This window comes from Williamsia maris (assembly GCF_024171815.1).
Lineage (GTDB): Bacteria > Actinomycetota > Actinomycetes > Mycobacteriales > Mycobacteriaceae > Williamsia_A > Williamsia_A maris.
On sequence record NZ_JAMTCJ010000001.1, the window covers coordinates 680933 to 707135 of the forward strand.

Consider the following 26203-nt stretch of genomic DNA (forward strand, 5'->3'; position numbering starts at 1 on the left):
TCTATCCCGTGGTCAGTGGCAGGTGCATCACGTGCAGGCCCACCCGACCGTGCCGGGCGCTGTCGAAGGCGCCCGGCACGGTTCCGATGATGTCGAAACCGAGGCTCTGCCACAGCGCGACGGCTGCGGTGTTGGTCTCGACCACGGCATTGAACTGTATGGCCGCGAACGCTTCTCGCCGATGCCAGTCGATCATGTACTCGCCGAGCAACCGCCCGACACCGAGGCCACGCGCCTCGGGCGACACCATGAAACTCGCCGTCCCGACGTGCGAGCCGCGCGCGGGCCGATTCGGCCCCATCGTCGCCGTGCCGAGCACGCGCTCACCGTCGACCGCGACGACGACATGCGACCGCGGGCCACCGAGCCACACCGCGCGGGACTCGTCGCTCGACCACTCGGGGTCGAAGGCGTAGGTCTCGCCGTCGGCGACGATGTCGGCAAAGAACGGCCAGATCAGCGGCCAGTCGGTGTCGGCGAACGGGCGGATCGTCACCGACGTGCGCGCTCCGGTCACGATCTAGACGATGCGCTTCTCAGGGCTCTTGGTGAGCGATGCGTCGCGAATGATGCTGCTGCCCAACGCCTCGTCGATCTGCTTGAGCACGTCGGCGTCGAGGGTGACCTCCGAGGCCTTGACGTTCTCGGTGATCTGCTCGGGGCGGGACGCACCGACGAGTGCGGCGGCGATATTGTCGTTGGCCAACACCCACGCGATGGCGAGCTGCGACATCTTGATGCCAAGGCCGTCGGCGATGGGCTGCAACTTCGCCACGTTGGTGAGGACCTCGTCGTCGAGGTAGCGCTTGATCATCTCGTCGCCGCCCTTGTCGTCGGTGGCGCGCGACCCGGCCGGCGGCGCCTCCCCCGGCTTGTACTTGCCGGTGAGCACGCCCTGGGCGATCGGCGACCACACGATCTGCGAGATACCGAGCTCCTTCGAGGTCGGGACGACCTTCTCCTCGATGACGCGCCAGAGCGCGGAGTACTGCGGCTGGTTGGAGATGATCGAGAAGCCTGCGTCGCGGGCGAGGATCTGGCCCTCCTGCAGCTGCTCGGCGGTCCACTCCGACACCCCGATGTAGAGCGCCTTGCCCGAACGGACGACGTCGGCGAACGCCTGGATCGTCTCCTCCAACGGGGTCTCGTGGTCGTAGCGATGCGCCTGGTAGAGGTCGACGTAGTCGGTACCGAGACGCTTCAGCGAGGCGTTGATGCCCTCGCTGATGTGCTTGCGCGACAGGCCGGTGTCGTTGGGGCCGAGCTTGCCGACCGGGAAGTAGACCTTCGTGAAGATCTCCAGACCCTCGCGGCGCTCGCTCGCAAGAGCCTTGCCCAACACGGTCTCGGCGGCGCCGTTGGCGTAGACGTCGGCGGTGTCGAAGGTGGTGATGCCGGCCTCGAGGGCAGCGTGCACGCACTTCTCGGCGATGTCGTTCTCCACCTGCGAGCCGTGGGTCAGCCAGTTGCCGTACGTGATCTCCGAGATCTTGAGACCGCTGTTGCCGAGGTACCTGTAAGCCATGGGGTGCGTGCCTTCCGTTCGCGTCACTTCGTGCGGGAGCGCTCGAGCGCATCCCCTCCCTCGACTGTAGGCCCGCGGCCGACGGGGTCGCCGAAACGCGGGATGACCGCCACCCAGGACGTGGGCACAACGACGACTTCGGTAACGACTTCGGTGGCGGCGACACGGGCGGGTTCTTCTGACGGCACGTTCGGCGGGTGGTTAGGGCACGTTCGGCGGGTCGTTTCGGCACGTTCGGCGGGCGGTTACGGCACGTTCGGGGGTAGTACGTTCGGCCGACACGGACTCGTACCTTTGACCGATATTTGCACCTCATGTGGCGGAAACCCTTGACCTCGAGTGCGGTTCACATTGGACTATGGCGTCATGAACCCGACACTCCACGCGACGACGAACCGTCTCCCCTGTCTGTCGGCGAACGCAGATTGGTGGTTCGACGAGAGCCCGCGTGCCCTCCAGCGTGCGCAATCGCTGTGCCGGACGTGCCCGGTCATGGACCAGTGTCTGGCCGGGGCACGCGAGCGCCGCGAACCCCACGGGGTGTGGGGTGGCGAGATCTTCTCCAACGGCCGGGTGGTGGGTCACAAGCGCGCACGCGGGCGACCTCCGGGCAACGCCTGAGTTTCGCGCCTACTCGAGGAGTGCACGGATGTCCGCTGCCGCGATCGCGGTACCGAACTCGTCGCCCTCGTCGATGACGGCGCTGAACAGCTCACGCTTGCGGTCCTGCAGGGCAACGACTTTCTCCTCGATGGTGTCCGCCGACACCAGGCGGTAGACGGTCACCGGGCGGGTCTGGCCGATGCGGTGCGCGCGGTCGACGGCCTGGGCCTCGGCTGCGGGGTTCCACCACGGGTCGCAGATGAAGCAGTAGTCGGCCTCGGTGAGGTTGAGTCCGAAGCCACCCGCCTTGAGGCTGATCAGGAACACCTGGGTCGCGCCCGCCCCGAAACTCGCGACCTCGGCGGCGCGGGCCTGCGCCGTCATCGATCCGTCGAGATAGCTGTAGGCGATGCCGGCGGCGTCCAGTTCGGCACGGATCATGGCCAGGAACCCGGTGAACTGGCTGAACACCAGCGAGCTGTGCCCCTCGGCGATGAGTTCGGGCAACTGCTCGAGCAGGAAGTCCACCTTCGCCGACGCGATGTCGCGCATCGACTCGTCGACGAGACCGGCGTGCAGACTCATCTGCCGCAGCATGGTCAGCGACCGGAAGATGGCGAACCGGTTCTTCTCCCAGTCGCCGAGCAGGCCGAGGACCTTCTGTCGTTCGCGGGCGAGACGGGTGTCGTAGGCCCGCCGGTGTTTCGGCGACAACTGCACCGCGAGCACCTGCTCCTGCTTACCGGGAAGATCCGCGGCGACCTGCTCCTTCTTGCGTCGCAGCATCATCGGCTTGATCCGACGACGCAGCACGGCAAGCCGCTCGGGGTGGTGTCCGCTCTCGATGGGCTTACGGAAGTAGTCGGTGAACGGCTGCGGCCGGGGGAACAGGCCCGGCGCCGTGATCGACAGCAGCGACCACAGTTCCATGAGGTTGTTCTCCATGGGTGTACCGGTGATCGCGAGCTTGAACGGCGCACGGAGACGGCGTGCGCACTGGTGGCCCTTGGAGTTGTGGTTCTTGACGAACTGCGCCTCGTCGAAGATGACGCCGGCCCAGTCGATCTCGTCGTACGCCTCGATGTCGATGCGCATCAGCGCGTAGGACGTGACCACGATGTCGGCCTGCGCGACCGAGTGCGCCAGCGGAATGCGGCTACGCGACTGAGTCGCGGTGATGGCCACGGCGGTGAGTTCCGGGACAAACTTGAGACACTCGGTGACCCAGTTGCCGACGACGCTGGTCGGTGCGACGACCAGGAATTTTCCCTCGGAGCCACTCTCGACGATCCGGGCGATGACGGCGAGGGTCTGGACGGTCTTGCCGAGCCCCATGTCGTCGGCCAGGATGCCGCCGAGTCCGTTGTCCCACAGGAAACTGAGCCAATCGAGCCCCTCCTGCTGGTAGCCGCGCAGTGTTGCCTGCAGCATGTCCGGCGGGGTGACGCGGTGTTGTGGGCGTGCCGAACTCAGTCGCGCCATCCGCTCGCGCCAGGCCTGCGTCTGCTCGTCCACCACACCGAGCGAGAGCAGTTCCTCCCACAGGGTGACGTTCCCGGACGCGGCACGGACCCGACCGGACTCGATCTCGCCCAGCGAGCGTCCCTCGGCCATCAACTCACCGATACGACTGAACTCCGGGGAGTCGAGCGGGAAGTACACCCCGGACGGGAGCAGCATGTGCGTCGCACCGTCGGCGAGCTCGGTGAACACATCGGCGATCGGCACGCGGTGGTCGTCGACGTTGACGGTGACGTGCAGATCGAACCAGTCGTTCGGCGATCCCCCGGCCTCGAGGTCGGTCGCGTCGTCCTCGGACAGCGAGAAGCCCACGAGCGGATCACTTTGCGCAGCAGCGAAATCCGATGCGCGGGCGTCGACCGCCACGATCAGCTCCGGATGTGCGGCGACGAGTTCGGGTAGCAGCTCGACACAGAGGCGGGCGGTCTCCAACGCGGTGAGGCGCACTCCGGCCAGCAACGTCGGCGGCGAGCTGACGACCGCTGCGTCGGCGACGGACCTCGCGGCCAGGATCCGACCGACCTCGTCGGCGAGCGAGATGTCGAACCCGTGCCGCATCCGCGTGCGGACGTGATCGCAGGCCTGATTCTTCCAGGTGCCCGCCGACGCGGCGACCGACCGCAGCACCGGGGCGAGAGCATCCCACAGCGTGATCTCGGCCGCGGCTCGTCGGAACCCGGCCGTGAGCATCGGCACGGCCGGGTCGAAATCGTGGCCCTGGTCGTTGACGAGATAGCGAACGCTCCACCACGCGTGCCCGACGCCGGTGTCGTCGATGTCGATGCTGAGCACGGCGCGCGGACCGTCGATGTCGGGCGGGGTGAACGAGCCCTCCGCGACGCGCACCGGGATCGCCGAGGTCAGGCGCGGGAGGAATTCGTCGGCGAACCGCCCGACGGCGTGTGCCGGGACGGCGAGTCCGCCGACGGCGCCGAACAACTGGGCGAGCGAGCGCCCGGGCCGGGGATCGAGCGGCGCCAACGTCAGGACGCGACCATCGGTGCGATGGGCGCCATGGGGATTCGGCGATCCGACGAGGTGCGTGTCGTCGGCGTCCCAGTGTCGGTCGTCGACCTCGAGCGTGACCGTGAGGTGGGCGTCGCCATCGGCACCGTCCTGGCCGACGTCGAGTCGGAGGGTCGCGGTTCGGGCGATCGCGATCTCGTCGGCAGACGTCGACGGGTGGGCGATCAACGCGACACCGGCCGTCCGAGCGTCGGAGAGCAGACGCCAGATGCCGGCCGGCGCCGTCGACAGCGCGAGCTCGTCGGACTGGGCGTAGGGGTGCGCGCGGCGGAACTCGAGTGAGATCTCGCGGAGCGCGGCGTACTGGTCGGCGTCGTATTCGGCGGACTGCGCGTTGAACTCGAGGTGCCGCCATGTCAGGCCCGATCGGATCCACGTCCCGCGCTTGCCGAGCGTCAGTGGGCGCAGGGTCATCCACTCGCCGGACTGGTGGCGCGACGGCGCCCGGGTGAGGGCGAACTGCACGGCGATCGGCAGGCCCGCGGTCGGTGAGGGCGCCGATTCGGCGATGACGTCGGAGAGGATCGACTCCCAGGGTTCGACCGTCACCCAGGGGTCGGTCGGGACGACGTGCAATCGGGGTGGCGCCGCGATCAGGACCAGCGCCGCCGCGTGTTTGCAGAACTCGCCCACCGGGCACGTGCAAGAAGTCCAGTCGATCTCCCATCCAGCCGCGCCGTCGGTGAACTCCACCCGCACCGCGTACGGACGCGTGCCGTTGCCTCGGCAGGTCCCGGTGAGCACCCGACCGCTCGTGTCGAGATCAGAGCGCACCACCATGCCGCGGTTGGCGTAGACCCGGGCGCGCGACAGGGTGCCACTGTCGAAGAATCGGCCCAGGTCGTCCGGGCGGATCTCGGGTGTCGGTGTCAGCACGGGGTGAGCCTAACGGCGCAGACCGACTGTCGGTCGGCGGCGATTCCGGTCAGTCTGCGCTGTCCACAGATGCGGTCGCATCCCCCGGCGGAGCGCGGCTCAGGCACGATCGGCGGGTGATTTTGGCACGGTCGGCGAGCAGTTTCGGCACGATCGGCGGGTCGTTTCGGCACGCTCGGCGCGTCGGTTCGGCACGCTCGGCGGCGGTCAGCGGACGGGCGACATCTCCTCGTCGTCGATCGGTCCCACGAACTGACTGTTGTAGAGCCGGTAGTACGCCCCGCGGGCGGTGAGCAGCTCGTCGTGCGACCCCTGCTCGACGATCTTGCCGCTCTCCATCACCAGGATGGTGTCGGCGTCGCGGACGGTCGACAACCGGTGGGCGATGACGAAACTCGTGCGGTCGGCGCGCAACGCCTGCATCGCCTTCTGGATCAACAGTTCGGTGCGGGTGTCGACCGAACTGGTCGCCTCGTCCAGGATCAAAACGGTCGGCTGTGCGAGGAACGCGCGCGCGATCGTGATGAGCTGCTTCTCGCCCGCGCTCACGCCGCCGCCCTCCTCGTCGATGACGGTGTCGTAGCCGTCGGGGAGGATCGACACGAAGTGGTCGACGTGACTGACGCGGGCGGCCTCGAGGATGGCCTCCTCGCTCGCGGACGGATCGCCGTAGGCGATGTTGTCGCGGATGGTCCCGCCGAACAGCCACGAGTCCTGCAGCACCATGCCGGTCCGGCTCCGCAGGTCGGCGCGCGTCATCGACCGTGTGTCGACACCGTCGACGGTGATCGCGCCCGAGTCGACGTCGTAGAACCGCATCAGCAGGTTGACGACGGTGGTCTTGCCCGCGCCGGTGGGTCCGACGATCGCCACCATGTGTCCGGGCTCGGCGGCCAGTGTCAGCTGATCGATGAGCGGCTGATCGTCGCGGTAGCGGAACGAGATGTCGTCGAAGACAACTGCGCCCGACGGCCCACCGCCGACGACCTCGGGTGAGACCGGCGTCTTCGGATCGGGGGTCTCGTCGTCCTCGTCGAGGATGTCGAAGATGCGCTCGGCCGACGCGACACCGCTCTGCATCAGGTTGAACATCGACCCGATCTGGGTGAGCGGCTGGGTGAACTGCCGTGAGTACTGCACGAACGCCTGCACCTCGCCGAGGCTCAGCTGACCCGACGCCACCCGCAGCCCGCCGACGACGGCGATCGCGACGTAGTTCAGGTTCCCGAGGAACATGATGGCGGGCATGATGATCCCGGAGATGAACTGGGCACGCCAACTCGACTGGTAGAGCGCCTCGTTGCGGTTGTCGAAGCGTTCCTCGACCTCCTCCTGACGCCCGAACACCTTGATGAGCTCGTGGCCGGTGAAGGCCTCCTCGACCTGCGCGTTGAGGGCGCCGGTGCTCTTCCACTGCGCCATGAAGTGCGGCTTGGACCGTTTGGCCACCATCGTCGTCGCGAGGATCGCCAGCGGCACGGTGACCAGTGCGATCAACGCCAGCAGCGGCGAGATGACGAGCATCATCACCAAAATCGCGACCACCATGAGCAGCGAGTTGAGCAGCTGGGAGATGGTCTGCTGCAACGACTGCGACACGTTGTCGATGTCGTTGGTGACGCGGCTCAGCAGCTCGCCGCGCGGCGTGGTGTCGAAGTAGCGCAACGGGAGTCGGTGGATCTTGTCCTCGACCTCGCTGCGCAGCTCCCGCACGGTTCCCTGCACGGTGATGTTGAGCAGCTGGCTCATCAACCAGATGAGCACCGCGGCGCCGAGGTAGAGGATCAGGACCACGGTCAGGGTCTGGCCGACGGCGCCGAAATCGACCCCGCGCCCGGGCACGACGTCCATCGACGAGACCAGGTCGGCGAACGTGCCGTTGCCGTTCTCGCGAAGACGGTTCACCGCCTGTGCCTTGGTGAGGCCGTCGGGCAGCTGCGCCCCGATGACGCCGGAGAAGATGAGGTCGGTGGCGTGGCCGAGGATCCGCGGCGACAGCGCGGTGAGCACCACCGAACCCATCGCCGAGACGACCACCACCGACAGTGAGAGCCGACGCGCGGCAAGCAGTCTGAGCAGCCGCTTGACCGACGGTTTGAACGACCGCGCCTTCTCGCCGGGGACACCGCCCATCATCGGTCCGCCGCGAGGGCCGCCGACGCCGGCACCGGGCCGGGTCATCGGGCCTGCTCCACCGACAGTTGGGATTCGACGATCTCGGCGTAGGTGGAGCAGCTGTCGAGCAGCTCGTCGTGTGTGCCGGTACCGACCACGCGCCCGTGCTCCAGCACGACGATCGAGTCGGCGTCGATGATGGTCGAGATGCGTTGGGCGACGATGATGACGCACGCGTCGCGGGTGACCGGCTTGAGCGCGGCCCGCAACCGGGCGTCGGTGGTCAGGTCGAGTGCGGAGAACGAGTCGTCGAACAGGTAGATGTCGGGACGACGGATCACCGCGCGGGCGATCGCGAGGCGTTGGCGTTGCCCGCCGGAGACGGTCGTGCCGCCCTGGGCCACCGCGGTGTCGAGACCGTCGGGCATGTCGCGGACGAAATCGGCGGCCTGCGCGATGGTCAGCGCCTCCCAGATCTCGTCGTCGGTGGCGTCGGCCTTGCCGTAGCGCATGTTGGTCGCGATGGTGCCGGAGAACAGGTACGGCTTCTGCGGGACCAGGCCGATCGCGCTGCGCAACACGTCCGGATCGAGGGACCGCACATCGGTTCCGCCGACGACCACCGAGCCGTCGGTGACGTCGATGAGGCGCGGGATGAGTCCGAGCAGCGTGGTCTTGCCCGCACCGGTCGAGCCGACGACCGCGGTGGTGGTCCCGGCTCGGGCGGACAGCGAGATGTCGCACAGCACCGGCTGTTCGGCGCCCGGGTAGTGGAACTGGGCGGATCGGAACTCGACCGACCCGGGGTCCCCGGCGAAGGTCTTCGTCTCGGTTGCGGGCACGACCGAGGTCTCGGTCTCGAGGACGTCGGTGATGCGCTCGGCGCAGACCGCCGCGCGGGGCGCCATCATGGCGAGGAACGACGCCATCATCACCGCCATCATGATCTGCATGACGTAGCTGATCATCGCGGTCAGTGCGCCGATCTCGACCGCGCCCGCAGAGATCCGATAACCGCCGTACCAGACGATGGCGACCATCGTGAGGTTCGTGATGACCGTGACCACCGGCAGCATCAGCGCCATCAGCCGCCCGACCCGCAGGGCGGCGGCGGTGAGGTCGTCGTTGGCGGCGGCGAAACGCTTGCGCTCGTAGGGTTCCCGGACGAACGCCCGCACGACTCGGATCCCGGTGATCTGTTCGCGCAGCACGCGGTTCACGGCGTCGATGCGCTCCTGCATGGCGCGGAAGCCCGGGATCATCTTCGCGATGATGACGGCCATCGACCCGCCCAGCACCGGCACCGCGATGATGAGGACGATGGCCAGACTGCTGCCCACGTGCAGACCCATGACGATGCCGCCGATGCACATGATGGGCGCGGTGACCAGGATCGTGCAGGCCATGACGCCGAGCATTTGCACCTGCTGGACGTCGTTGGTGGTGCGGGTGATCAGCGACGGGGCGCCGAACTTTCCCACCTCGCGGGCGGAGAACGTGCCGACGCGGTGCATCAGGTCGCGGCGGATGTCGCGGCCGGCACCCAGCGATGCCCGCGCACCGAAGTAGCTCGACGCGATGCTGCACAGGACCTGAACCAGCGAGATGCCCAGCATCCACATGCCGATGTCGACGATGTAGTCGGTGTCGCCGCGGGCGATGCCCTTGTCGATGATGTCGGCGTTGAGGGTCGGGAGGTAGAGCATCGCCAGGGTGGCCACGAACTGCAGGGCGACGACCGCGGTCAGCTCACGGCTGTAGGCACGCAGGTATGTGCGCAACAGGCGGATCAGCATCGGGCGCGCGGCCCGGAACAGTGCGGTCGGTCAGGATTCACCCGGACGACGCTACCAACGCCGAGGATGCCGTGGCGCGTCGTTTTCCGCTGGGCGGAGCGATGTCCGATTCACCCCTCGACCAGTGCGATCGCGCGGGCCGGGCAGCGGTCGACGGCATTGGCGATCTCGGCGCTTCGGCCCTCCGGCGCATCGGGTCGCACGAACGAGATGCCCTCGTCCTCGGTCTGGTCGAAGACATCCGGCGCGGCCAGCACGCACTGCCCGGCGCCCACACAGGTGTCGCGATCGATCTCGATGCTCATCGCTCGTCCCCGACGGTCCAGGTGATCGGCAGCGCCCGTACGCCGTAGACGAACATGTCGTCCTTGAAGTCGATCTCGTCGAGGGACGCGTCCACGGCGAGCGTCGGCACCCGACGGAACAGGCTGGTGTAGGCGATGTCGAGTTCGAGTCGGGCCAGCGCCTGGCCGAGGCACTGGTGGATGCCGAACCCGAAGGCGACGTGATGGCGGGCCGAGCGGTGGATGTCGAGCTCGTCGGGATCGCCGTCGAACGCATCGGGGGCGCGGTTACCGGCGTCGGCGGAGATGATGACCCCATCGCCCGCGGCCACCTGGGCTCCCCCGATCTCGATGTCCTCGACGGCCACACGACGCAGCCCCTGATGGACGATCGTCAGGTATCGCAGCAGTTCCTCGACCGCCGACGCCATCAGCGCCGGGTCGTCGGACTCGCGCAGTTCGGCCAGCTGATCGGGATGGCGCAGCAGCGCCAGGGTGCCGAGGGCGATCATGTTCGCGGTGGTCTCGTGACCGGCGATCAGCAGCAGGCTGCACATGTCCGCCACCTCTGCGGCGGTCAGGTGACCGGGCCGCACCTGGTTGGTGACGAGGTCGCCGATGAGATCGTCGCCGGGGTTGTCGACCGCGGACTCGACCAGGTTCAGCAGGTACCCGTTGAGCGCGTCGCGGGCAGCCTCGCGATCGGCCATCGGTGCCGACATCGTCAGCTGCACACTGCTGCACCGCTGGAAGAAGTCGTGGTCGGCGTAGGGCACGCCGAGGAGGTCGCAGATCACCAGCGACGGCAACGGCAGCGCGAACTGCGACACCAGATCGGCCGATCCCGGCCCGGCCAGCATCTCGTCGAGGAGACCGTCGACGACCTTCTGGATGGCCGGACGCATGGACTCGATGCGCTTGACCGTGAAGTACTTGATGAGCATCCGTCGCTGTCGCTGGTGCTCCGGGTTGTCCATGGAGATGAACGACCGCGTCCTGGCCTTGGTGGTGATGCGCGAGGGGTAGCCCTCGCGGCGGAAGTCCGAGCTCAGCCGCGGATCCACGAGCGCTTCACGCTGCTCCTGATACCCCGTGACCAGCCAGGCTGTCGCCCCGGTCTCGATTCGCACCCTCGACACCGGACCGTCTTCGGTCTGCTGTGCCGGCGGGTCGAACGGACACGTGCGGGCCATCGGATACTCGCGAACCTCGGACATGTAGCCTCCCTAATTAATTGCGCTCACCAACTATATCTACTCGGCAGCCGTCGGTTGTGCAACGAACACATTGCATTTCCTACATTCGCCTCCTCGTACGATTGTGCAAACAGTTGCTATCGCGAACAATCGATCTCGGGTCGGTGGCCCGACTACGAGGAAAGTGACGTGATTTCAATGCGCATCAAACAACGCGTGACAGCAGCTGCGGTGGCCGCAATGGCCTTCACCGTGCTCGCATCGACGCAGGTGACGAGCATCGCGAGTGCCGATGAGCCGTCCGGCGAATTCACCATCGGCGGACGCATCCTGGAGGCCTACAAGGCCACCGGCGGCGAACCGACGTGGGGCGAGGCCACCGGCGACGAGCGACCCGCCCTGGGTGGACGCTTCCAGACCTTTGAGAAGGACAACACCCACTTCTACTGGAAGGCGTCCGTGTCCGCCGGCGTCGCACACCCGGTCAGCGGCGCGATCTTCACCAAGTACGGAACGCTCCAGTGGGAGCGTGGGGTTCTGAAGTACCCCACCTCCAACCCGATCGCCATCCCGGAGAAGGGCGTCAAGCAGTTCTTCCAGGGCGGCAACGTCTATAGCGGCACCACCACCAAGACCTTCACGGTGTGGGGCGGGATCCTCAACAAGTATGCCGCCGCCAAGGGCCCGCTCGGGAAGCTCGGCATGCCCGTGAGCAACGAGTACCGAGTCGGTAGGAACTTCGCCCAGAACTTCCAGGGTGGCGTTCTCGTCTTCCCCTGACCCTGACCCGCACTGACGTATCGAACGCTTCGGCCACCCATCGCAGGTGGCCGAAGTTTTCGTTTCGTACCCTCATACGGACTCGACGACATGAAGGTGACTACATATGCGCATCAAAGAACGCATGACAGCGGTCGCGGTGGCCGCGATGGCCGTGGCGATGCTCGGTTCCACCCAGGTGGGCGTGGCCAGCGCCGACAAGGATTTCGGTGAGTTCAGCGTCGGCGGCCGCATCCTGGAGGCCTTCGAGGCCACCGGTGGCGTCGACACGTGGGGCAACCCGACGATGAACGAAGCCGCCGCTGCGTACGGCGGCCGGTTCCAGCGGTTCGACAACACGTCGTTCTACTGGAAGGCCGATGTCTCCGGCGGTGTCGCCCATCAGATCGGTGGGGCCATCCGTGCGCTGTGGTCGAACACGAAGACCAACGGTCAGGGCTACGAGCGCGGCCCGTTGAAGTACCCGGTCAGCGACGAACTCGCGGCGGGGACAGGCCGTAAGCAGTTCCTGCAGGGCGGCAACGTGTACTACGGCGCCAACACCGGAACGCACATCGTGTGGGGCCAGATCCTGAACAAGTACGCAGCGGCGGGTGGCCCGGACAAGCTCGGTCTCCCGGTCGGTGACGAGTACAAGGTGGGCAACCAGTTCCGTCAGGACTTCCAGAAGGGCAGGGTCGTCTGGCCCTGATCACCCCATGATCGGACGCTTCGGTCGTCTACGGGCGGCCGAAGCGTTCGGTTCGTGACCTGATCACCTCCGCCGCGTCGCGTCGTTCGATCTCCCCGAGCGCGGCGACGACCGCCGCACCCACGCGAACACAGAACGACTCGGGTTCGTCTGCGGCATCGGGCTTCTCGTCGACGACGACATCGACGAACCCGCGCTCGAACAGCGCCGCCGCACCGATCCCCTGCCCCTGCGCCATCTCCGGCGCATGGTCTGTGTCGCGGTGGACGATGAGGCTCGCCCCCTCGGGCGGCAACGGCGACAGCCATGCGTTCGCCGCGGCGACCACCCGGTCGGCCGGCATCAACGCCAGCGCCGCCCCGCCGGCACCCTCCCCGAGCAGCACCGACACCGTCGGCACGGGCAGAGCGATGAGATCGGCCAGGCACCGGGCGATCTCGCCCGCCAGACCGCCCTCCTCGGCGTCCTTCGAGAGTTCGCCACCGGGGGTGTCGATGACCGTGACGAGAGGGATGTCGAGATCGGCCGCGAGTTGCATGCCACGTCGCGCGACGCGTAGGGCCGACGGACCCAGCAACGACCCGGGCTTCTGCAGTCGGCGATCCTGACCGATGACGACCACTCCCCGGCCACCGAGTCGGACCATCGCGACCAGCAGGCCGCGATCGCTCTCGCCTTCGCCGGTGCCGCTGAGGTTCACCACGTCGTCGGCCACCGCCCGGACGAGATCACGCACCCCGGGACGGTCCTCGCGGCGGGAGGCGATCACCGCGTCCCAGGTCGTCGCGGCTGTCGTCGGGGTTTCGGAGGCCGATGTGATTGTCGCCGTGTCGATCTCGGCGGGTTCGATGCCGGCGCGATGCACCCGCAGGATCGCATCGACGAACTCCGCGAGGTTGTCCACCGGCGTCACGATGTCGACCAGCCCCTGCACCCGCAGGTTCTCGGCCTGCTGGACCCCCTCGGGGAACGCCTCGCCGTAGAGCCCCTCGTAGACGCGGGGTCCGAGGAAGCCGATGAGGGCGCCGGGTTCGGCGAGCGTCACGTGCCCGAGCGATCCCCAGGACGCGAACACGCCACCGGTGGTGGGGTGTCGGAGGTAGACCAGATACGGCAGGTGCGCGGCCTTGTGTTCGACGACCGCGGCGGTGATGCCGACCATCTGCAGGAACGCCGCCGTCCCCTCCTGCATCCGGGTGCCCCCGGACGCCGGGAGCGCGACCAGCGCTCGGCCCTCGGCGGTGGCCCGCCTGATGGCGGCGGTCATCCGGGTGCCGGCGTCTGCGCCGATCGATCCCGCGAGGAAGCCGAACTCGCTGACCACCAGGGCAACCCGATGTCCGCGGACGGTGGCCGCGCCGGTCATCAACGACTCGTCGAGACCGGTCTTCTCGCGGGCAGCGCGGAGGTCATCGGCGTAGCCGGCGTCGGATGGGCGCGCCGTGATCGGCTCGTCCCAGCTCACCCAGCTGCCGGGATCGACGATGAGATCGCGTACCTCGACCGCGCTGCGTCGTGTCATCGGATCATCATCGCAAACGCGGACCGCCCCGCCACCGACCTGCGGGTCGATGGCGGGGCGGTGTGACCGACGGTGTCGGATCTACTGCGTGAGAGCGGTCTCCGTCTTCTGTTCGGGTAGGACGTGCTCACCGGTCTTGTCGCACGACAGGGCCAGCGAGGAGATGTACTGCTTCTCTCCGTTCGGACCCGGCTTGGCCGACGCGATCATGTCGGGGCGCTCGAACTCGATACCGGTGACGCAGCACATGAGCTTGACGTCCGACGGGTTGCCGTCCTCGTCGAGCATCGGCAGGTCGATGCCGTCGTCGGTGCGCCGCAGGTAGTACTTCCCCTTGGTGGCGTAGGCGAAGATCGGCGGGAGGACAACAGCGAGAACGAGTGCCACGATCGGCGAGTACGGCTGGATGGCGTCGCCGAAGACGTGGAAGTACGTCATGATCGACAGTCCGCCGGCGATGATGACGCTGCCGAAGCCCACCGGGTTGACGTTGTAGAGCATGCCGCGACGGAACTCGGGCTGCTTGGGTGACAGCTTCAGCAAGAACTTGTTGATGGCGATGTCGGAGGCGACGGTCGCGATCCACGCGATGCCACAGTTGGCGTAGAAGTTCAGCAGGTTGTTGAGGAAGCTGAACATGTTGGCTTCCATCAGGACGATGGCGATCGCGACGTTGAACACCAGGAACACGAGGCGACCCGGGTAGGTCTTGGTGACGCGGGTGAAGCTGTTGGTCCACGCCAGCGAGCCGGAGTAGGCGTTGGTGACGTTGATCTTGATCTGGCTGATGACCACCAGGATGACCGCGAGGGTCAGCGCCAGCCAGTGCGGCATGAAGTCCTCGTAGATGGCGAGGAACTGCTCGACCGGCTGGTTGGCGACGCCGGCCTGGTCGGCGAAGTTCAGGATCAGGTAGACGGCGAGGAACAGGCCCACGACCTGCTTGATGGCTCCGAAGAAGACCCAGCCCGGGCCGGCCGCGATGACGGCGGTCCACCAGCGCCGGCTGTTCTCGGCGGTCTTCGGGGGCATGAAGCGCAGGTAGTCGATCTGCTCGGCGATCTGGGCGATCAACGACAGACAGACACCGGCGGCCAGCATGGTGCCTGCGAAGGACACGCCCTGTCCGCCCTGCGCGTCGAGACCACCACTGTAGGAGAGGAAGTCGCCGACCGCGTCGGGGTGGGTGATCAGGAGATAGAGGAACGGCAGCACCATCATGACCAGCCACAGCGGCGTGGTCCACACCTGCAGCTTGGCCAGGGTGTTCATCCCGTAGATGACCAGCGGGATCACCAGCACCGAGGACACCAGATACCCCAGCCACAGTGGGATGCCGAGACCCAGTTTGAGGCCCTGCGCCATGATCGAGCCCTCGAGGGCGAAGAAGATGAAGGTGAAGGACGCGAAGATGACGTTGGTCAGGACCGACCCGTAGTAACCGAAACCGCTTCCGCGCGTGATGAGGTCGAGGTCGATGTTGTACCGCGCCGCGTAGTAGGCCAGCGGGTAGCCGGTCAGCACGATGACGACGGCGAAGAACAGGATGCCCCACAACGCATTACCGGTGCCGTTGGCGATACCGATGTTGGCACCGATGGCGAAGTCGGCGAGATAGGCGATGCCACCGAGGGCGGAGATCGAGACGACGCCCGGCCCCCACTTGCGATAGCTCCGCGGAGCGAACCGGAGGGTGTAGTCCTCCAGCGTCTCTCGGGTGGCCGCGGCCTGCGGTCCTGTGAGAGCCGGATTCGGCTCCACTACTTCCTGGGTCATGCGCACTCCTCGATCAGCAATCGCAGATGATGTCCGCCCCCTGACGGGCAATATCGCGACGCTAGGCGCGCCGTGTATCCCGAACAGTTCGAGCATGTTTCGGGTACGAAAACTAAGACCCTTAGCCTTGCGCACCAACGCCGGGTCGCGTATGGCCAGTCATCGCGGGTGTCGTAGGCTCGTCGGTGGTCTCGACCACGCCGGACCCCACCAGCCGGCTCGAACATCGGAGTACGTGCTGTCGTCGAAGAAATCGGGTACGTCGATCCCGACGGCGACCGTGTGTCGTGGCTGTTGCTGCGGGACCGCGCGCAAACACCCCGGCATCGACCACGACAGCCAGCTCGATGTGCTCCGCGACGCGGTCGACGACGCCGCACGGGTGCGGACCAGCGATTGTCTCGACGACTGCAAGCGGTCGAACGTCATCGTGGTGTCGCCGTCGCGGGCGGGTCGGGCCAACGGCGGTCGGCCGGTCTGGCTGCAACGCGTCCTGAGCGACTCGGCGATGACCGAGGTGGGCGAATGGATGCGAGCGGGTGGGCCCGGGATCGCCGACCCGCCGCCGGAGGTCAAACGCCTCGTCTACCGACCGGGTAAGTCGGTCAAACGCCTGAAGTAGCGGTCTCGGTCAGCGACCGGTGAACCGTGGTGGCCGCTTCTCGGCGCGAGCGGTGCGTCCCTCGACGAGATCGTCACTGTCCCAGGCGCGCATCATCGCACCGACACGGTCGGCCGGGACCTCGTCGCGCGCCCCGTCACCGGCGAACACCAGCTTGTAATGCGCGAGGGTGAGCGGTGCGAGCTCGGCGATCGACGCCGCCCACGCCTGTGCCTCGGCCAGATCGCCTATGCGGTTGGCGAATCCGATGGCGTGAGCGCGGTCGGCGGTGAGCGGGTCACAACCGATGAGCATGCCGCGCGCGGTGCCGCCGCCGACCAGCGAGACGAGTCGGCGGATGGTCCATTCGTCGACGGCCACACCGATCTTGGCCGCGGGGATGCCCACCGTCGCACCGGGCGCCATCACACGGAGGTCGGCGACCATCGCCAGCTGCAGGCCCGCGCCCAGCGCGCTGCCGTTGAGCGCGGCGATGACCGGCACCGGCGATGACTCGATCTGCTGCAACGTCGCCACCAGCTTGGTGAGGAAGTTCGGGTCGTAGACCGGGCCGGACAGATCTGCGCCCGCACAGAAGGTGGCGCCCTGTCCGGTGAGCACGATGGCGCGGGTGCCTGCGTCGACCGCCTCGGCGACCGCGGCGGCCAGTCCGTCGAGAACATCGTGGTCGAGGGCGTTGCGCTTGTCCTCGCGTTGGATCTCGATGGTGGTCACGAGACCGTTTCTGCTGCTCCCGATCATGGTGGTCAGCCTAATACCCGGCGCGACGTACAGTTCGGGGCGTGACCGACGAGCGGCTCGACTGTGTGGTGATCGGCGGCGGGCAGGCAGGACTGTCGGCCGGGTATTTCCTCCGACGACGGGGACTGACCGGGCGGTTCGCCATCCTCGACCACGCCCCGAAACCCGGTGGCGCGTGGCAGTTCCGCTGGCCGACGCTCACCCTGGCCGGCGCGAACCACGTCCACGATCTCCCCGGATACGGACTCACCGAGGCCCTCGGGGTCGAATGCGACGAATGGCCCGCCGCGAGTGCCGTGCCGGACTACTTCGAGCGGTACGAGAAGAAGTTCGAACTCGACGTACGGCGGCCGGTGCACGTCAACGCGGTGCGACGTCGCCGAGGGACGGCCGACGAGTACGAGGTGCTGCTGACCGGCCCCGGGCCGGGTGGCACCCGGGTCGACTCCACCATCATCACCCGGACCATCGTCAACGCGACCGGGACGTGGGACCGGCCGTTCATCCCCTACATCCCCGGGACCGAACGGTTCGCCGGCCGCCAGCTCCACACCCACGACTACTCGGGACCGCATGACTTCGACGGACAGCGGGTGCTGGTGGTCGGAGCAGGCATCTCGGCGGTGCAGCTGCTGATGGAGATCGCCCGCACCGCGACCGACGTGACGACGTACTGGTGCAGCCGGACCCGGCCGGTGTTCACCGACGCGCCGTTCTCTCCTGAGGAGGGCCGCGAGGCCGTCGCCCGGGTGGAACGCCGGGTGCGCGCCGGACTGCCACCGACGTCGGTGGTGTCGGTGACCGGCCTGCGCACGACGCCGGCCATCGCCGCGGCGCAGGCCGACGGCATCCTCGAGTGGCTGCCGATGTTCACGCGGATAGTGGAGAAGGGCGTCCGCTTCGACGGCGTACGTCAGGACGCGCCGGCACAACTCGACGTCGACGTCATCTTCTGGTGCACCGGGTTTCGCAGCGCGCTCGACCATCTCGCGCCGTTGCACCTGCGCGCCGCGGGCGGTGGCATCACCATGACCGGGACGCTGGCGACGGTCGTCGCCGACGAGCCCGGAGTCCAGCTTCTCGGTTACGGCCCGTCCGCGTCGACGATCGGCGCGAACCGGGCAGGCCGTGAGGCGGCGCGACATGTGCGCGCCGTCCTCGACGGGGAGTCCGTCCGGACGTAGCCCGTCACCGGGTCGGGGTGCGACCGATCGCCTGACCGAACAGCGCGGCCACGTTTGCGCCGAGCTGGTCGGACAACGTCGACCACGACCGGGAATCCAGGGCCATCGAGCCCACGTCGGTCGTCGAGCACCCGGCCCTGACGGGCTTCCCGGCGAACCGCTCCCCCAGCCACAGCAGGGCGGCGGGCGCCGCTACCGGGTCGAGTGAGATGTGTTCGCTGAAGTGGTCGCGGGTGTACTGCACCCGTGCCCGGGGGTCGCGGCAGTAGGTCTTCACGAGGGTGTCCACCGGCCCGACCGGGACCAGCCAGTCGGGATGGGACTGATAGACGAACATCGGTGAGCGGGGAACCGTCTGCCCCATCCGGACCTTCGCGAGCACAGACTTCACCGTTGGGTCGCGCAGCGGGTCGCCGCCGAGGAACACACCCTTGATGTTCAGGAACGGGACGAGGACCGACTGATAGGCCAGGCATAGCGGGTTCTTGGCCGCGACTAGCGCCTTGCCGAGCGGGTTGACCCGTCGCTGCAGGATCCCGGCCAGCTCGGGGTACTCCCGACTGACGCCGATGACGCCGGCCATCACCAACCCGGCGCCGAGGTTGCCGCTGCCGAGATTCACCAGCGCCCCCAGGTCCGCGGGCACGCCGCCCTCGGCGACCCCGACGACGTTCAGTTCCGGGGCGTAGCTCTGTTGGAGCTCGGCGGCCCATCCGGTGGCGATCGCGCCGCCCGAGTAGCCCCACATGCCGACCTTCGTCGCGGTGCCGTCGACCTGCAACGGCGCGAACTGCTCCGCGGATCGGATGCCGTCCAGGACGATCCGCCCGGCCAGGGGTCCTGCGGCGAACGCGGAGTCCGGCCCCTGGTGATCGGGCACGACGACGGCCCACCCCTTGGCGACCGCGGCGACCACGTCGATGAAGTTGAGCGGGACCGTGATCGGTCCGGTCAGCGGGGACGGGATCGAGCCGGCACGCATCGCATAGGAGGGTGCGCAGTAGCTCGCCGTCGAGTCCTCGGCCATCTGGTACGACAGCAACTTCCGCGAGCCGCCCGGTGCGGCACCGCGCGGCTTGAGCACCGTCGACACCGCCGGGATCGCCTGGCCGCGGGTGTTGGTGGACCGGTAGGAGATCTGCCACGCGTCGACGTTGACCGGCAGCACCGAGACGTTGGCGAGGTTCACCCGACGCGCCGCGAGGATCTCGCCGGGCGCGGCGGCGTCGACCACGCTCTGGGGCGGGAGATAGAACCCGCGGTCGGCGTCCGGCAGCGGCGGGAACATCGGGACCGGTGCAGTCGACGGTGCGACCGGTGGGCGGGGTGCCGCGGCGGCGTCGGTGGCGACCACACCCTGTCCGACGAGCGCGATGACGCCGACCATCAACGCCACCAATCGTTTTCGACCACGAACCGTTCCCTCGCCCGACAGCAGAAACACAGATTCTCCTTTGAATCGTCATTTGGACGAGCCACAGAGCTCATCGCTCATGTGACTCACCTCACCAAGATAGAAAGAGAGTACATGGTTTCTAAGTGACGACAACCTCATCTGAGCAGGACACAGATGCCGCCGTGACCGGCCGCGGATCGGCCAGACGCTTTTATAGTTGGCGGGTGAGTTCCCCACGAGTCGCGCCCCGGCGGACACAGGCGCAACGTCGCGCGACGACCATCGGGGCCCTTCTCGACGCCGCGATCACATCGATCGCCGAGATCGGATACGCCAAGACCACCGTTGTCGAGATCGTGACGCGGGCCGGCCTGTCGCAGGGCGCGCTGTTCCGCCACTTCCCCACCCGCCTCGATCTCATGATCGCGGTGGCCCAGGAGGTCGGCGAACGTCAGATCAGCAGCTTCACCGCGGAGTTCGGCACCTCGAGCGCCGAGGCCGGCCCCAGGGACATGCGCGAGGCCGTGCTGTTGGTCCGCGACCTCGCGACCTCTGACATCAACATCGTGTTGCGCGAGTTGGCTTTCCACGCGCGGATCGACGAGGCACTGCGCACCCGCCTGAGTCCCATCCTGGAGAACTACTACGCCTCGATGACCCGGCTGGCCGACGGCATGCCCGAGCTCCGGGAGCTCAGCGCCGCGCGTCGCCGCACGTTGGTCATGGTTCTCATCGCCGCGTTCGACGGCGAGGCGCTGCGCAAGCCGCTGGCGCCCGATCCCGACGCCGACACCGCCCGCATCGACATGCTCATGCTGCTTGCCGAAAGTTACGGCGTAACGCTCTCCTGAACAAACGGTTCGTTGTCTTCTATTGACACCGTGTTGTGTTTTCCTAATACTTAGTTGCGTGAGCCCAGTACGACGTGGAGTTGCACTCCCCATCTTCAACCGCATCGGTGTCCTTCGCGCCGAGCGGCGTATGTCGCGCGCCGAGCTCGCCGAACGGGTCGAGATCAACGTCCAGTCGGTGGGGGCGTTGGAGCGCGGCGACAACTACCCCAGCCTCGACCTCGCCTTCCGGATCTGCGCGGTCTTCGACCTCCCCGTGGAGGCAGTGTTCAGCCGTCACGAGTTCGGCGCCATGTCGGCCGAGCTGTACGCGAAACGAAACGGAGCGTCATCATGAGTGATCCCAACTCGGCGATCCCCGAGCACGCACAGCCACAGGTCTGGCGCCGATACGAGAACTGGCGCGCCGTTCGGTACGAGCGCAGTATCGGTAAATACGCCGGCCGGTACCCGAACATGCGTAACCGTCGGGCCTTCCGGCGGTTGACACTGACGCTGGGGGCGTTCCTCGTGACCCTCGTCGTTGCCGGCGTGTACGCCATGTTCACCCAGCTGTGGTTCTGGATCCCGTTCGTCATCGGCCTGATCGGCACGGTCAGCACCCTGACGATATTGCGGATCGTGACCGGGTCGGTTGCCGATGCGCCCGTCTCCGCACTCGACGAGATCCAACTGGCACAGCGGAACTCGGCGCGGTCGATCGGCTACATCGTGCTGTTCAGCCTGATGTTCATCCCGTATCTGCTGTTGATCTTCCTCGGTTCGGCCATGGATCTGGTGTCCGGACAGAACGTCTACGGGATCGGGGTGCTGCTCATCAGCCTCGTTCTCGTCGGATCCTCCACCCCCACGATCCTCGTCTCCTGGTGGCAGGCCGATCCCGATCCAGACGACTTCGCCGTCGACGAGACGGTCGAGGACGACCCTGAAGAGCCTGCGGCAAAGAGCCAACCGGCGCCCGACCCGGCACCGCGAGCACCGGCCCGCGATCTCGACCCGCCGGCGCCCGCGCCCTGGTGAACCACCCATCCCCCGTTCCACCCGAGAAAGGCAGATCGTGAACGATCCACTGATCATCGACCACCTGTCGAAGCGGTACGGCAACCTGACCGCGTTGTCGGACATGACCTTCACGGTCAACGCCGGCGAGATCTTCGGCTTCGTCGGCAGCAACGGTGCCGGCAAGTCCACGACCATGCGCATCGTGCTCGGCGTGCTGTCCGCCGATTCCGGGCGAGTGCTGCTCGGCGATCGGCCAATCGACCTCGAGATGCGCCGCCAGATCGGGTACATGCCCGAGGAACGCGGCCTGTACCCGAAGATGAAGGTGGGCGAACAGCTCCGGTTCCTGGCCGAGCTGCACGGCCTGTCCTCGGCCGACGCCCGCGACAACGTCGTCCGCTGGGTCACCCGACTCGGGCTCGGCGAGCGCATCGACGACAACGTCGGCGACCTGAGCCTGGGTAACCAGCAACGCGCCCAGCTGGCGGCGGCGCTCGTGCACGAGCCGACCGTGCTGGTTCTCGACGAACCGTTCTCCGGCCTGGACCCGGTGGCCGTCGACGTGATGAGCGACGTGTTGAAAGAGAAAGCCGCCGAGGGTGTCCCGGTGCTGTTCTCCAGCCACCAGCTCGATCTCGTCCAGCGGCTGTGCGACCGCGTCGGCATCATCACCAAGGGCAGCATGCGCGCGCAGGGCAGTGTCGACGAGCTGCGTGCCGGCGGCGGGAAGACGTTGCACGTCACCGGTCCCGACACGTCCACGAGGTGGGCCGACGGACTGCCCGGCGTCATCGAGGCCGACTACCGCGGCGCCGACACGCATCTGCGCATCGACGACACCGCCGACGACCAGAGACTCCTCGCGACGGCGTTGACCCACGGACCCGTCCACCGGTTCGCCACGAGCCATCCCCATCTGACCGATCTGTTCCGAGAGGTTGTTTCAGCATGAGCACACCGAAGACCACCGGCGGGGCCACCCTCGGCCCCACCCGCGCGATCTCCCTGATCGCACGCCGAGAGATCACGACCCGCGTGCGGACCCGATCGTTCCTCATCACCAACGCACTGATGCTGGTGCTGATCATCGGCGGCCTCATCGTCGCCTCGATCTTCACCGGTGGTGACGACAAGCCCGAGAAGATCGGCATCGTCGGCACGAACGCTGCACTGTCGCAGTCGATCACCCAGGCGGGCACCCTGAGTGGCACCTCGGTGGAGATCGTCCCACTCGCCGACGCCGCGGCCGCACGCACGCAGGTGGACGCCGGCGACGTCTCGGTCGCACTGGGCACCGGAGCCGTCGGCGGACCCGCGTACACGGCGATCACGAAGGACGGCCTGTCGGGCACGTCGGAGACGATCGTGCGCACCGCGCTCGCCCAGCTCGCACAGCGCGAGGCATTGGCGCGCAACAACATCGATCCGGGTGCCTTTGGCGAAGCCCAGCAGACGGCGTCATCGCTCGATGTGACACAGACCAAGCCGGACAAGCCCGACGAGGGCCAGCGACTGGCGATCGCCTACGTCGGCGTCATCCTGCTGCTGTTCGCGATCATGACCGGTGGCGCCATGGTCTCCGCGGGGGTGGTCGAGGAGAAGACCTCGCGGGTGGTCGAGCTGCTGCTCGCCACGATCCGTCCCCTTCACCTGCTGTGGGGCAAGATCCTCGGCATCGGCGCGATCACGTTCGGACAGTTGGTGCTCCTCGGTGGCGCGGGGTTGATCACCGCATCGGTGACCGGGGTCCTCACGGTCCCCAGCGCGGCGATCTCCATGCTCGCCGCCGTGGTGGTGTGGTTCCTGCTCGGCTTCCTCTTCTTCGCCACCCTCTACGCCGCCACGGGAGCGATGGTGTCCCGTCAGGAGGAACTCGGGTCGACCACGGCGCCGCTGACCATCCTGTCGATCGGCGTGCTGTACGCCGGGATCTTCGGCATCAACTCGCTCGACTCCTCCTTCATCAAGGCACTCAGCTGGATCCCGCCGTTCTCGGCCTCGCTGATGCCGATGCGCATCGCCGCCGGCGAGACCAGCACCCTCCAGGTGGTGGGGACCATCGTCATCATGATCGCCGCGTGCCTGGCCGCCGTCTGGGTCGCGTCCCGCGTCTACCAGCGGTCGATCCTGCGGACCGGGTCGAAGGTGAGCTGGTCGGAGGCCCTGCGCGGGTCGCGCGCCACCGAGAAGTCGACACCGACCCCGGTCGGCTGAGCGGATGAGATCGGCGTAACCGTCGGGTAACACCGCAGCAACGCGCGCGGCCTAGCGTCGCGCTCATGGTTGACCTCGCCCCGCAGTCCGGTGCCCGTCCCCCAGGGACGGGCATCGACATCAGCGGCCTCACCAAGGTGTTCGGCAGTCGCTCGAAGACGGTCACCGCGCTCGACGACGTCACCCTGAAGACCTCCGAGGGATCGTTCCTCGCGCTCCTCGGGCCGTCCGGATGTGGCAAATCCACCGTGCTGCGTGTTCTCGCCGGTCTCGAGGCGGCCACCTCGGGGACCGCCCTGATGAACGGGCGCTCGCCCAAGGAGCTGCAGGGCGATCACGGCCTGGGCATCGCGTTCCAGGACTCGGCGCTGTTGCCGTGGCGCAGTGTGGAGGCCAACATCAAGCTTCCGCTGCAGGTGGCCGGACTCCCTGCCGACGACGCGCTGATCGCCGAGCTGATCGAGCTCGTGGGTCTGAACGGGTTCGAGAAGGCCAAACCCGCCACGTTGTCCGGCGGTATGCGTCAACGGGTCTCGATCGCACGGGCGCTCGTCATGCGGCCCACGGCGTTGCTGCTCGACGAACCGTTCGGGGCCCTCGACGACATGACGCGGCAGCGCCTGAACATCGAACTGCTGCGGATCTGGACCGAGAAGCCGGCCACCACCCTGATGGTCACCCACGGCATCGCCGAGGCGGTGTTCCTGTCCGACGAGGTCGCGGTGATGAGCCCACGTCCCGGTCGGATCATCGAGATCCTGCCCATCGACCTCCCCCGCCCCCGGGTGCCGGAGATGATGCGCACACCGGAGTTCCACGGGCTGCACGATCACCTCAGCGGCCTGTTGTTCGGCCGCTCGCAGGCGCCCGCCGATCTCGCACACGCGGACGGCGCCGGATGACCGGACTCCGAACGTTCGGGTCACGCTGGGGTGCAGGCGCTCTGGGACTCGTGTCGGTCGTCGCGTTGTGGTGGATCGCCGGTGTGTTCGCGTGGTTCAAGGGCACCATCCCGACTCCGTTCGCCGTGTTCCGCGCCATCGGCGAGCAGGGATCGGAGTTCTACTCCACTAACTTCACCCCGACCATCGAGCTCGCCCTGCGCGGCTTCCTGTGGGGCAATCTGTTGGCGATCGTGCTGGCCCTGTTGGTCGTCATCATCCCGTTGATCGAGGGCCTGGCAACACAGTTGGCCATCATCAGCTACTGCACACCGCTGATCGCCGTCGCACCCATCGTGCAGGTCGCGTTCGCCGAGGTGCAGACCATGATCGTGTTCCTCGCCGCCATCTCGGTCTTCTTCACGACGATGATCGGCACCCTCACCGGCCTGCGCTCGCCACAGCAGGCCAGCCTCGACCTGGTCCGGGTGTACGGCGGCGGCGCCGTGTCCCAACTCGTCCGCGTCCGACTCATCGCCGCGGTACCGAACATCCTGGGAGCCCTGAAGATCGCGGCCCCCGCCGCGGTGCTCGGTGCGGTGCTGGGCGAGTTCCTGTCGATGCCGGAACAGGGCATCGGCCCGGCGCTGATCCTCGCCCAGCAGCAGGCGGCCATCCCCCAGGTGTGGGCGATCGCGCTGCTCACCGGGGTCATCGCCGGTATCGGCTACGGCGTCGTGGCTGCGGTCTCGGTGTTCGCGACGCGGTGGTCCACCGGGAACGCGGTGCTCGCATGACCACCCGGCACCCCGTCCTCACCGCGACCGCGAAGTTCCTCGGCGCGCTGCTGGGTTCACTCGTCCTGATCCTGGTGATCTGGTCGCTGTTCCTGCTCGCGTTCCCCGACATCGGTCCGATCATCGGCCGCACCCCGATCGACGTGTTCAGCTATCTGTTCACCGGAGCCGACGCGTCGACCCAGCGCTCCGACATCCTCGGCGACCTGTGGATCACCCTCGCTGACACCGCGATCGGATTCGTCACCGGGATGATGGCCGCGGTCGTCGTCGCCGCGGTGTTCGTGATGTTCCGACCGGCCGCGCAGACGTTCATGCCGATGGCGATGCTGTTGCGGTCGGTGCCGCTGGTCGCGATGACGCCGTTGATCACGATGATCGTCGGGCGCGGTCCCGCGTGCATCGCGGTGATGGGCGGGATCATCGTGTTCTTCCCGGCCCTGGTGATGATCATGACCGGGCTGAACAACGCGCCTCGGCAGATCAGCGACGTGATCACCGCCTACGGCGGGACGCGACTGACCACGATGCGGATGGCCGCCCTGCCGTCCGCGGTGCCCGCGCTGTTCGCCGCGGCGAAGATCTCGGTGCCCGGCGCCATCATCGGCGCGACCGTCGCCGAATGGTTGGGCACCAACAAGGGTCTGGGCGCGAGCCTGCAGCAGGCTCTCCCCGCCGCCGCCTACGACGAACTGTGGGCCTCGGTCGTCGTCATCACCGTCAGCTCGATCGTCCTGTACGCGATCGTCGGCGTCATCGAGAAGATCGTCCTCGCCCGGATGGGCACCGAACCGACATGAGGAG

General features: G+C 67.5%; 24 protein-coding genes. 13 read left to right on the forward strand and 11 right to left on the reverse strand.

The window, feature by feature from the left end:
• Position 1 precedes the first annotated feature (1 nt).
• On the reverse strand, positions 2–517 hold the full coding sequence (locus tag LX13_RS03180; RefSeq protein WP_253659845.1) for a GNAT family N-acetyltransferase: 516 nt from the start codon (positions 515–517) through the stop codon (positions 2–4).
• Between the two features lie 3 nt (positions 518–520).
• Positions 521–1525: an aldo/keto reductase family protein gene (locus LX13_RS03185; RefSeq protein WP_253659846.1), complete on the reverse strand. Its 1005-nt coding sequence runs from the start codon at positions 1523–1525 to the stop codon at positions 521–523.
• A 366-nt stretch (positions 1526–1891) separates the two neighbouring features.
• Between LX13_RS03185 and LX13_RS03190 the strand changes: the two genes are divergently transcribed.
• Positions 1892–2146: a WhiB family transcriptional regulator gene (locus LX13_RS03190; protein WP_253659847.1), complete on the forward strand. Its 255-nt coding sequence runs from the start codon at positions 1892–1894 to the stop codon at positions 2144–2146.
• A gap of 9 nt (positions 2147–2155) precedes the next feature.
• Here LX13_RS03190 and LX13_RS03195 read toward each other — a convergent pair whose 3' ends face one another.
• From LX13_RS03195 to LX13_RS03215, 5 genes are all read right to left on the reverse strand, one after another.
• Complete coding sequence (locus LX13_RS03195; RefSeq protein WP_308214703.1) at positions 2156–5551, reverse strand: DEAD/DEAH box helicase; 3396 nt, start codon at positions 5549–5551, stop codon at positions 2156–2158.
• Positions 5552–5758: 207 nt separating this feature from the next.
• Positions 5759–7732: an ABC transporter ATP-binding protein gene (locus LX13_RS03200; RefSeq protein WP_301300484.1), complete on the reverse strand. Its 1974-nt coding sequence runs from the start codon at positions 7730–7732 to the stop codon at positions 5759–5761.
• On the reverse strand, positions 7729–9462 hold the full coding sequence (locus LX13_RS03205) for an ABC transporter ATP-binding protein (protein WP_253659848.1): 1734 nt from the start codon (positions 9460–9462) through the stop codon (positions 7729–7731). Before LX13_RS03205 ends, LX13_RS03200 begins: the two co-directional genes overlap by 4 nt.
• 110 nt (positions 9463–9572) lie before the next feature.
• Entirely contained in the window at positions 9573–9767 is a 195-nt protein-coding gene (locus tag LX13_RS03210) for a ferredoxin (protein ID WP_253659849.1), read from the reverse strand.
• Positions 9764–10963, reverse strand: a complete 1200-nt coding sequence (locus LX13_RS03215; protein WP_253659850.1) for a cytochrome P450 — start codon at positions 10961–10963, stop codon at positions 9764–9766. The genes LX13_RS03210 and LX13_RS03215 overlap by 4 nt, the downstream gene beginning before the upstream one ends.
• 195 nt (positions 10964–11158) lie before the next feature.
• Between LX13_RS03215 and LX13_RS03220 the strand changes: the two genes are divergently transcribed.
• The gene (locus LX13_RS03220) at positions 11159–11722 is read left to right on the forward strand and encodes an LGFP repeat-containing protein (RefSeq protein WP_253659851.1); all 564 of its coding nucleotides are present in this window, start codon (positions 11159–11161) and stop codon (positions 11720–11722) included.
• A gap of 106 nt (positions 11723–11828) precedes the next feature.
• Entirely contained in the window at positions 11829–12413 is a 585-nt protein-coding gene (locus LX13_RS03225; RefSeq protein ID WP_253659852.1) for an LGFP repeat-containing protein, read from the forward strand.
• Positions 12414–12441: 28 nt separating this feature from the next.
• On the opposite strand, the gene LX13_RS03230 is transcribed toward LX13_RS03225, so the two are convergent.
• Positions 12442–13935 carry a carboxyl transferase domain-containing protein gene (locus LX13_RS03230; RefSeq protein ID WP_253659853.1) on the reverse strand — a complete coding sequence of 498 codons (1494 nt, stop codon included), beginning with the start codon at positions 13933–13935 and terminating at the stop codon, positions 12442–12444.
• An 81-nt stretch (positions 13936–14016) separates the two neighbouring features.
• Positions 14017–15711 (reverse strand): purine-cytosine permease family protein, encoded by a 1695-nt coding sequence (locus LX13_RS03235; protein WP_253659854.1) that lies wholly within the window; start codon positions 15709–15711, stop codon positions 14017–14019.
• Positions 15712–15862: 151 nt separating this feature from the next.
• Between LX13_RS03235 and LX13_RS03240 the strand changes: the two genes are divergently transcribed.
• Positions 15863–16333, forward strand: coding sequence for a hypothetical protein (locus tag LX13_RS03240; protein ID WP_253659855.1), 471 nt, complete (start codon positions 15863–15865; stop codon positions 16331–16333).
• Between the two features lie 9 nt (positions 16334–16342).
• Here the strand turns inward: LX13_RS03240 and LX13_RS03245 are convergent, their stop codons facing one another.
• Positions 16343–17074 (reverse strand): enoyl-CoA hydratase, encoded by a 732-nt coding sequence (locus LX13_RS03245; protein WP_253659856.1) that lies wholly within the window; start codon positions 17072–17074, stop codon positions 16343–16345.
• Positions 17075–17115: 41 nt separating this feature from the next.
• Here LX13_RS03245 and LX13_RS03250 point away from each other — a divergent pair, with 41 nt between their 5' ends.
• Positions 17116–18258 carry an NAD(P)-binding domain-containing protein gene (locus tag LX13_RS03250; RefSeq protein WP_253659857.1) on the forward strand — a complete coding sequence of 381 codons (1143 nt, stop codon included), beginning with the start codon at positions 17116–17118 and terminating at the stop codon, positions 18256–18258.
• A 4-nt stretch (positions 18259–18262) separates the two neighbouring features.
• Here the strand turns inward: LX13_RS03250 and LX13_RS03255 are convergent, their stop codons facing one another.
• Positions 18263–19645, reverse strand: coding sequence for a lipase family protein (locus tag LX13_RS03255; RefSeq protein ID WP_253660552.1), 1383 nt, complete (start codon positions 19643–19645; stop codon positions 18263–18265).
• A 233-nt stretch (positions 19646–19878) separates the two neighbouring features.
• On the opposite strand from LX13_RS03255, the gene LX13_RS03260 reads away from it, so the two are divergent.
• From LX13_RS03260 to LX13_RS03295, 8 genes are all read left to right on the forward strand, one after another.
• Entirely contained in the window at positions 19879–20505 is a 627-nt protein-coding gene (locus LX13_RS03260; protein ID WP_253659858.1) for a TetR/AcrR family transcriptional regulator, read from the forward strand.
• 58 nt (positions 20506–20563) lie between these two features.
• Positions 20564–20842: a helix-turn-helix transcriptional regulator gene (locus tag LX13_RS03265; protein WP_253659859.1), complete on the forward strand. Its 279-nt coding sequence runs from the start codon at positions 20564–20566 to the stop codon at positions 20840–20842.
• Positions 20839–21525, forward strand: a complete 687-nt coding sequence (locus LX13_RS03270; protein ID WP_253659860.1) for a hypothetical protein — start codon at positions 20839–20841, stop codon at positions 21523–21525. Before LX13_RS03265 ends, LX13_RS03270 begins: the two co-directional genes overlap by 4 nt.
• Before the next feature lie 37 nt (positions 21526–21562).
• Complete coding sequence (locus LX13_RS03275; protein WP_253659861.1) at positions 21563–22459, forward strand: ABC transporter ATP-binding protein; 897 nt, start codon at positions 21563–21565, stop codon at positions 22457–22459.
• Positions 22456–23721: an ABC transporter permease gene (locus LX13_RS03280; RefSeq protein ID WP_253659862.1), complete on the forward strand. Its 1266-nt coding sequence runs from the start codon at positions 22456–22458 to the stop codon at positions 23719–23721. Before LX13_RS03275 ends, LX13_RS03280 begins: the two co-directional genes overlap by 4 nt.
• Before the next feature lie 65 nt (positions 23722–23786).
• Positions 23787–24623, forward strand: coding sequence for an ABC transporter ATP-binding protein (locus tag LX13_RS03285; RefSeq protein WP_253659863.1), 837 nt, complete (start codon positions 23787–23789; stop codon positions 24621–24623).
• Positions 24620–25399 carry an ABC transporter permease gene (locus tag LX13_RS03290; protein ID WP_253659864.1) on the forward strand — a complete coding sequence of 260 codons (780 nt, stop codon included), beginning with the start codon at positions 24620–24622 and terminating at the stop codon, positions 25397–25399. The genes LX13_RS03285 and LX13_RS03290 overlap by 4 nt, the downstream gene beginning before the upstream one ends.
• Positions 25396–26199: an ABC transporter permease gene (locus LX13_RS03295; RefSeq protein ID WP_253659865.1), complete on the forward strand. Its 804-nt coding sequence runs from the start codon at positions 25396–25398 to the stop codon at positions 26197–26199. The genes LX13_RS03290 and LX13_RS03295 overlap by 4 nt, the downstream gene beginning before the upstream one ends.
• Positions 26200–26203 lie beyond the last annotated feature (4 nt).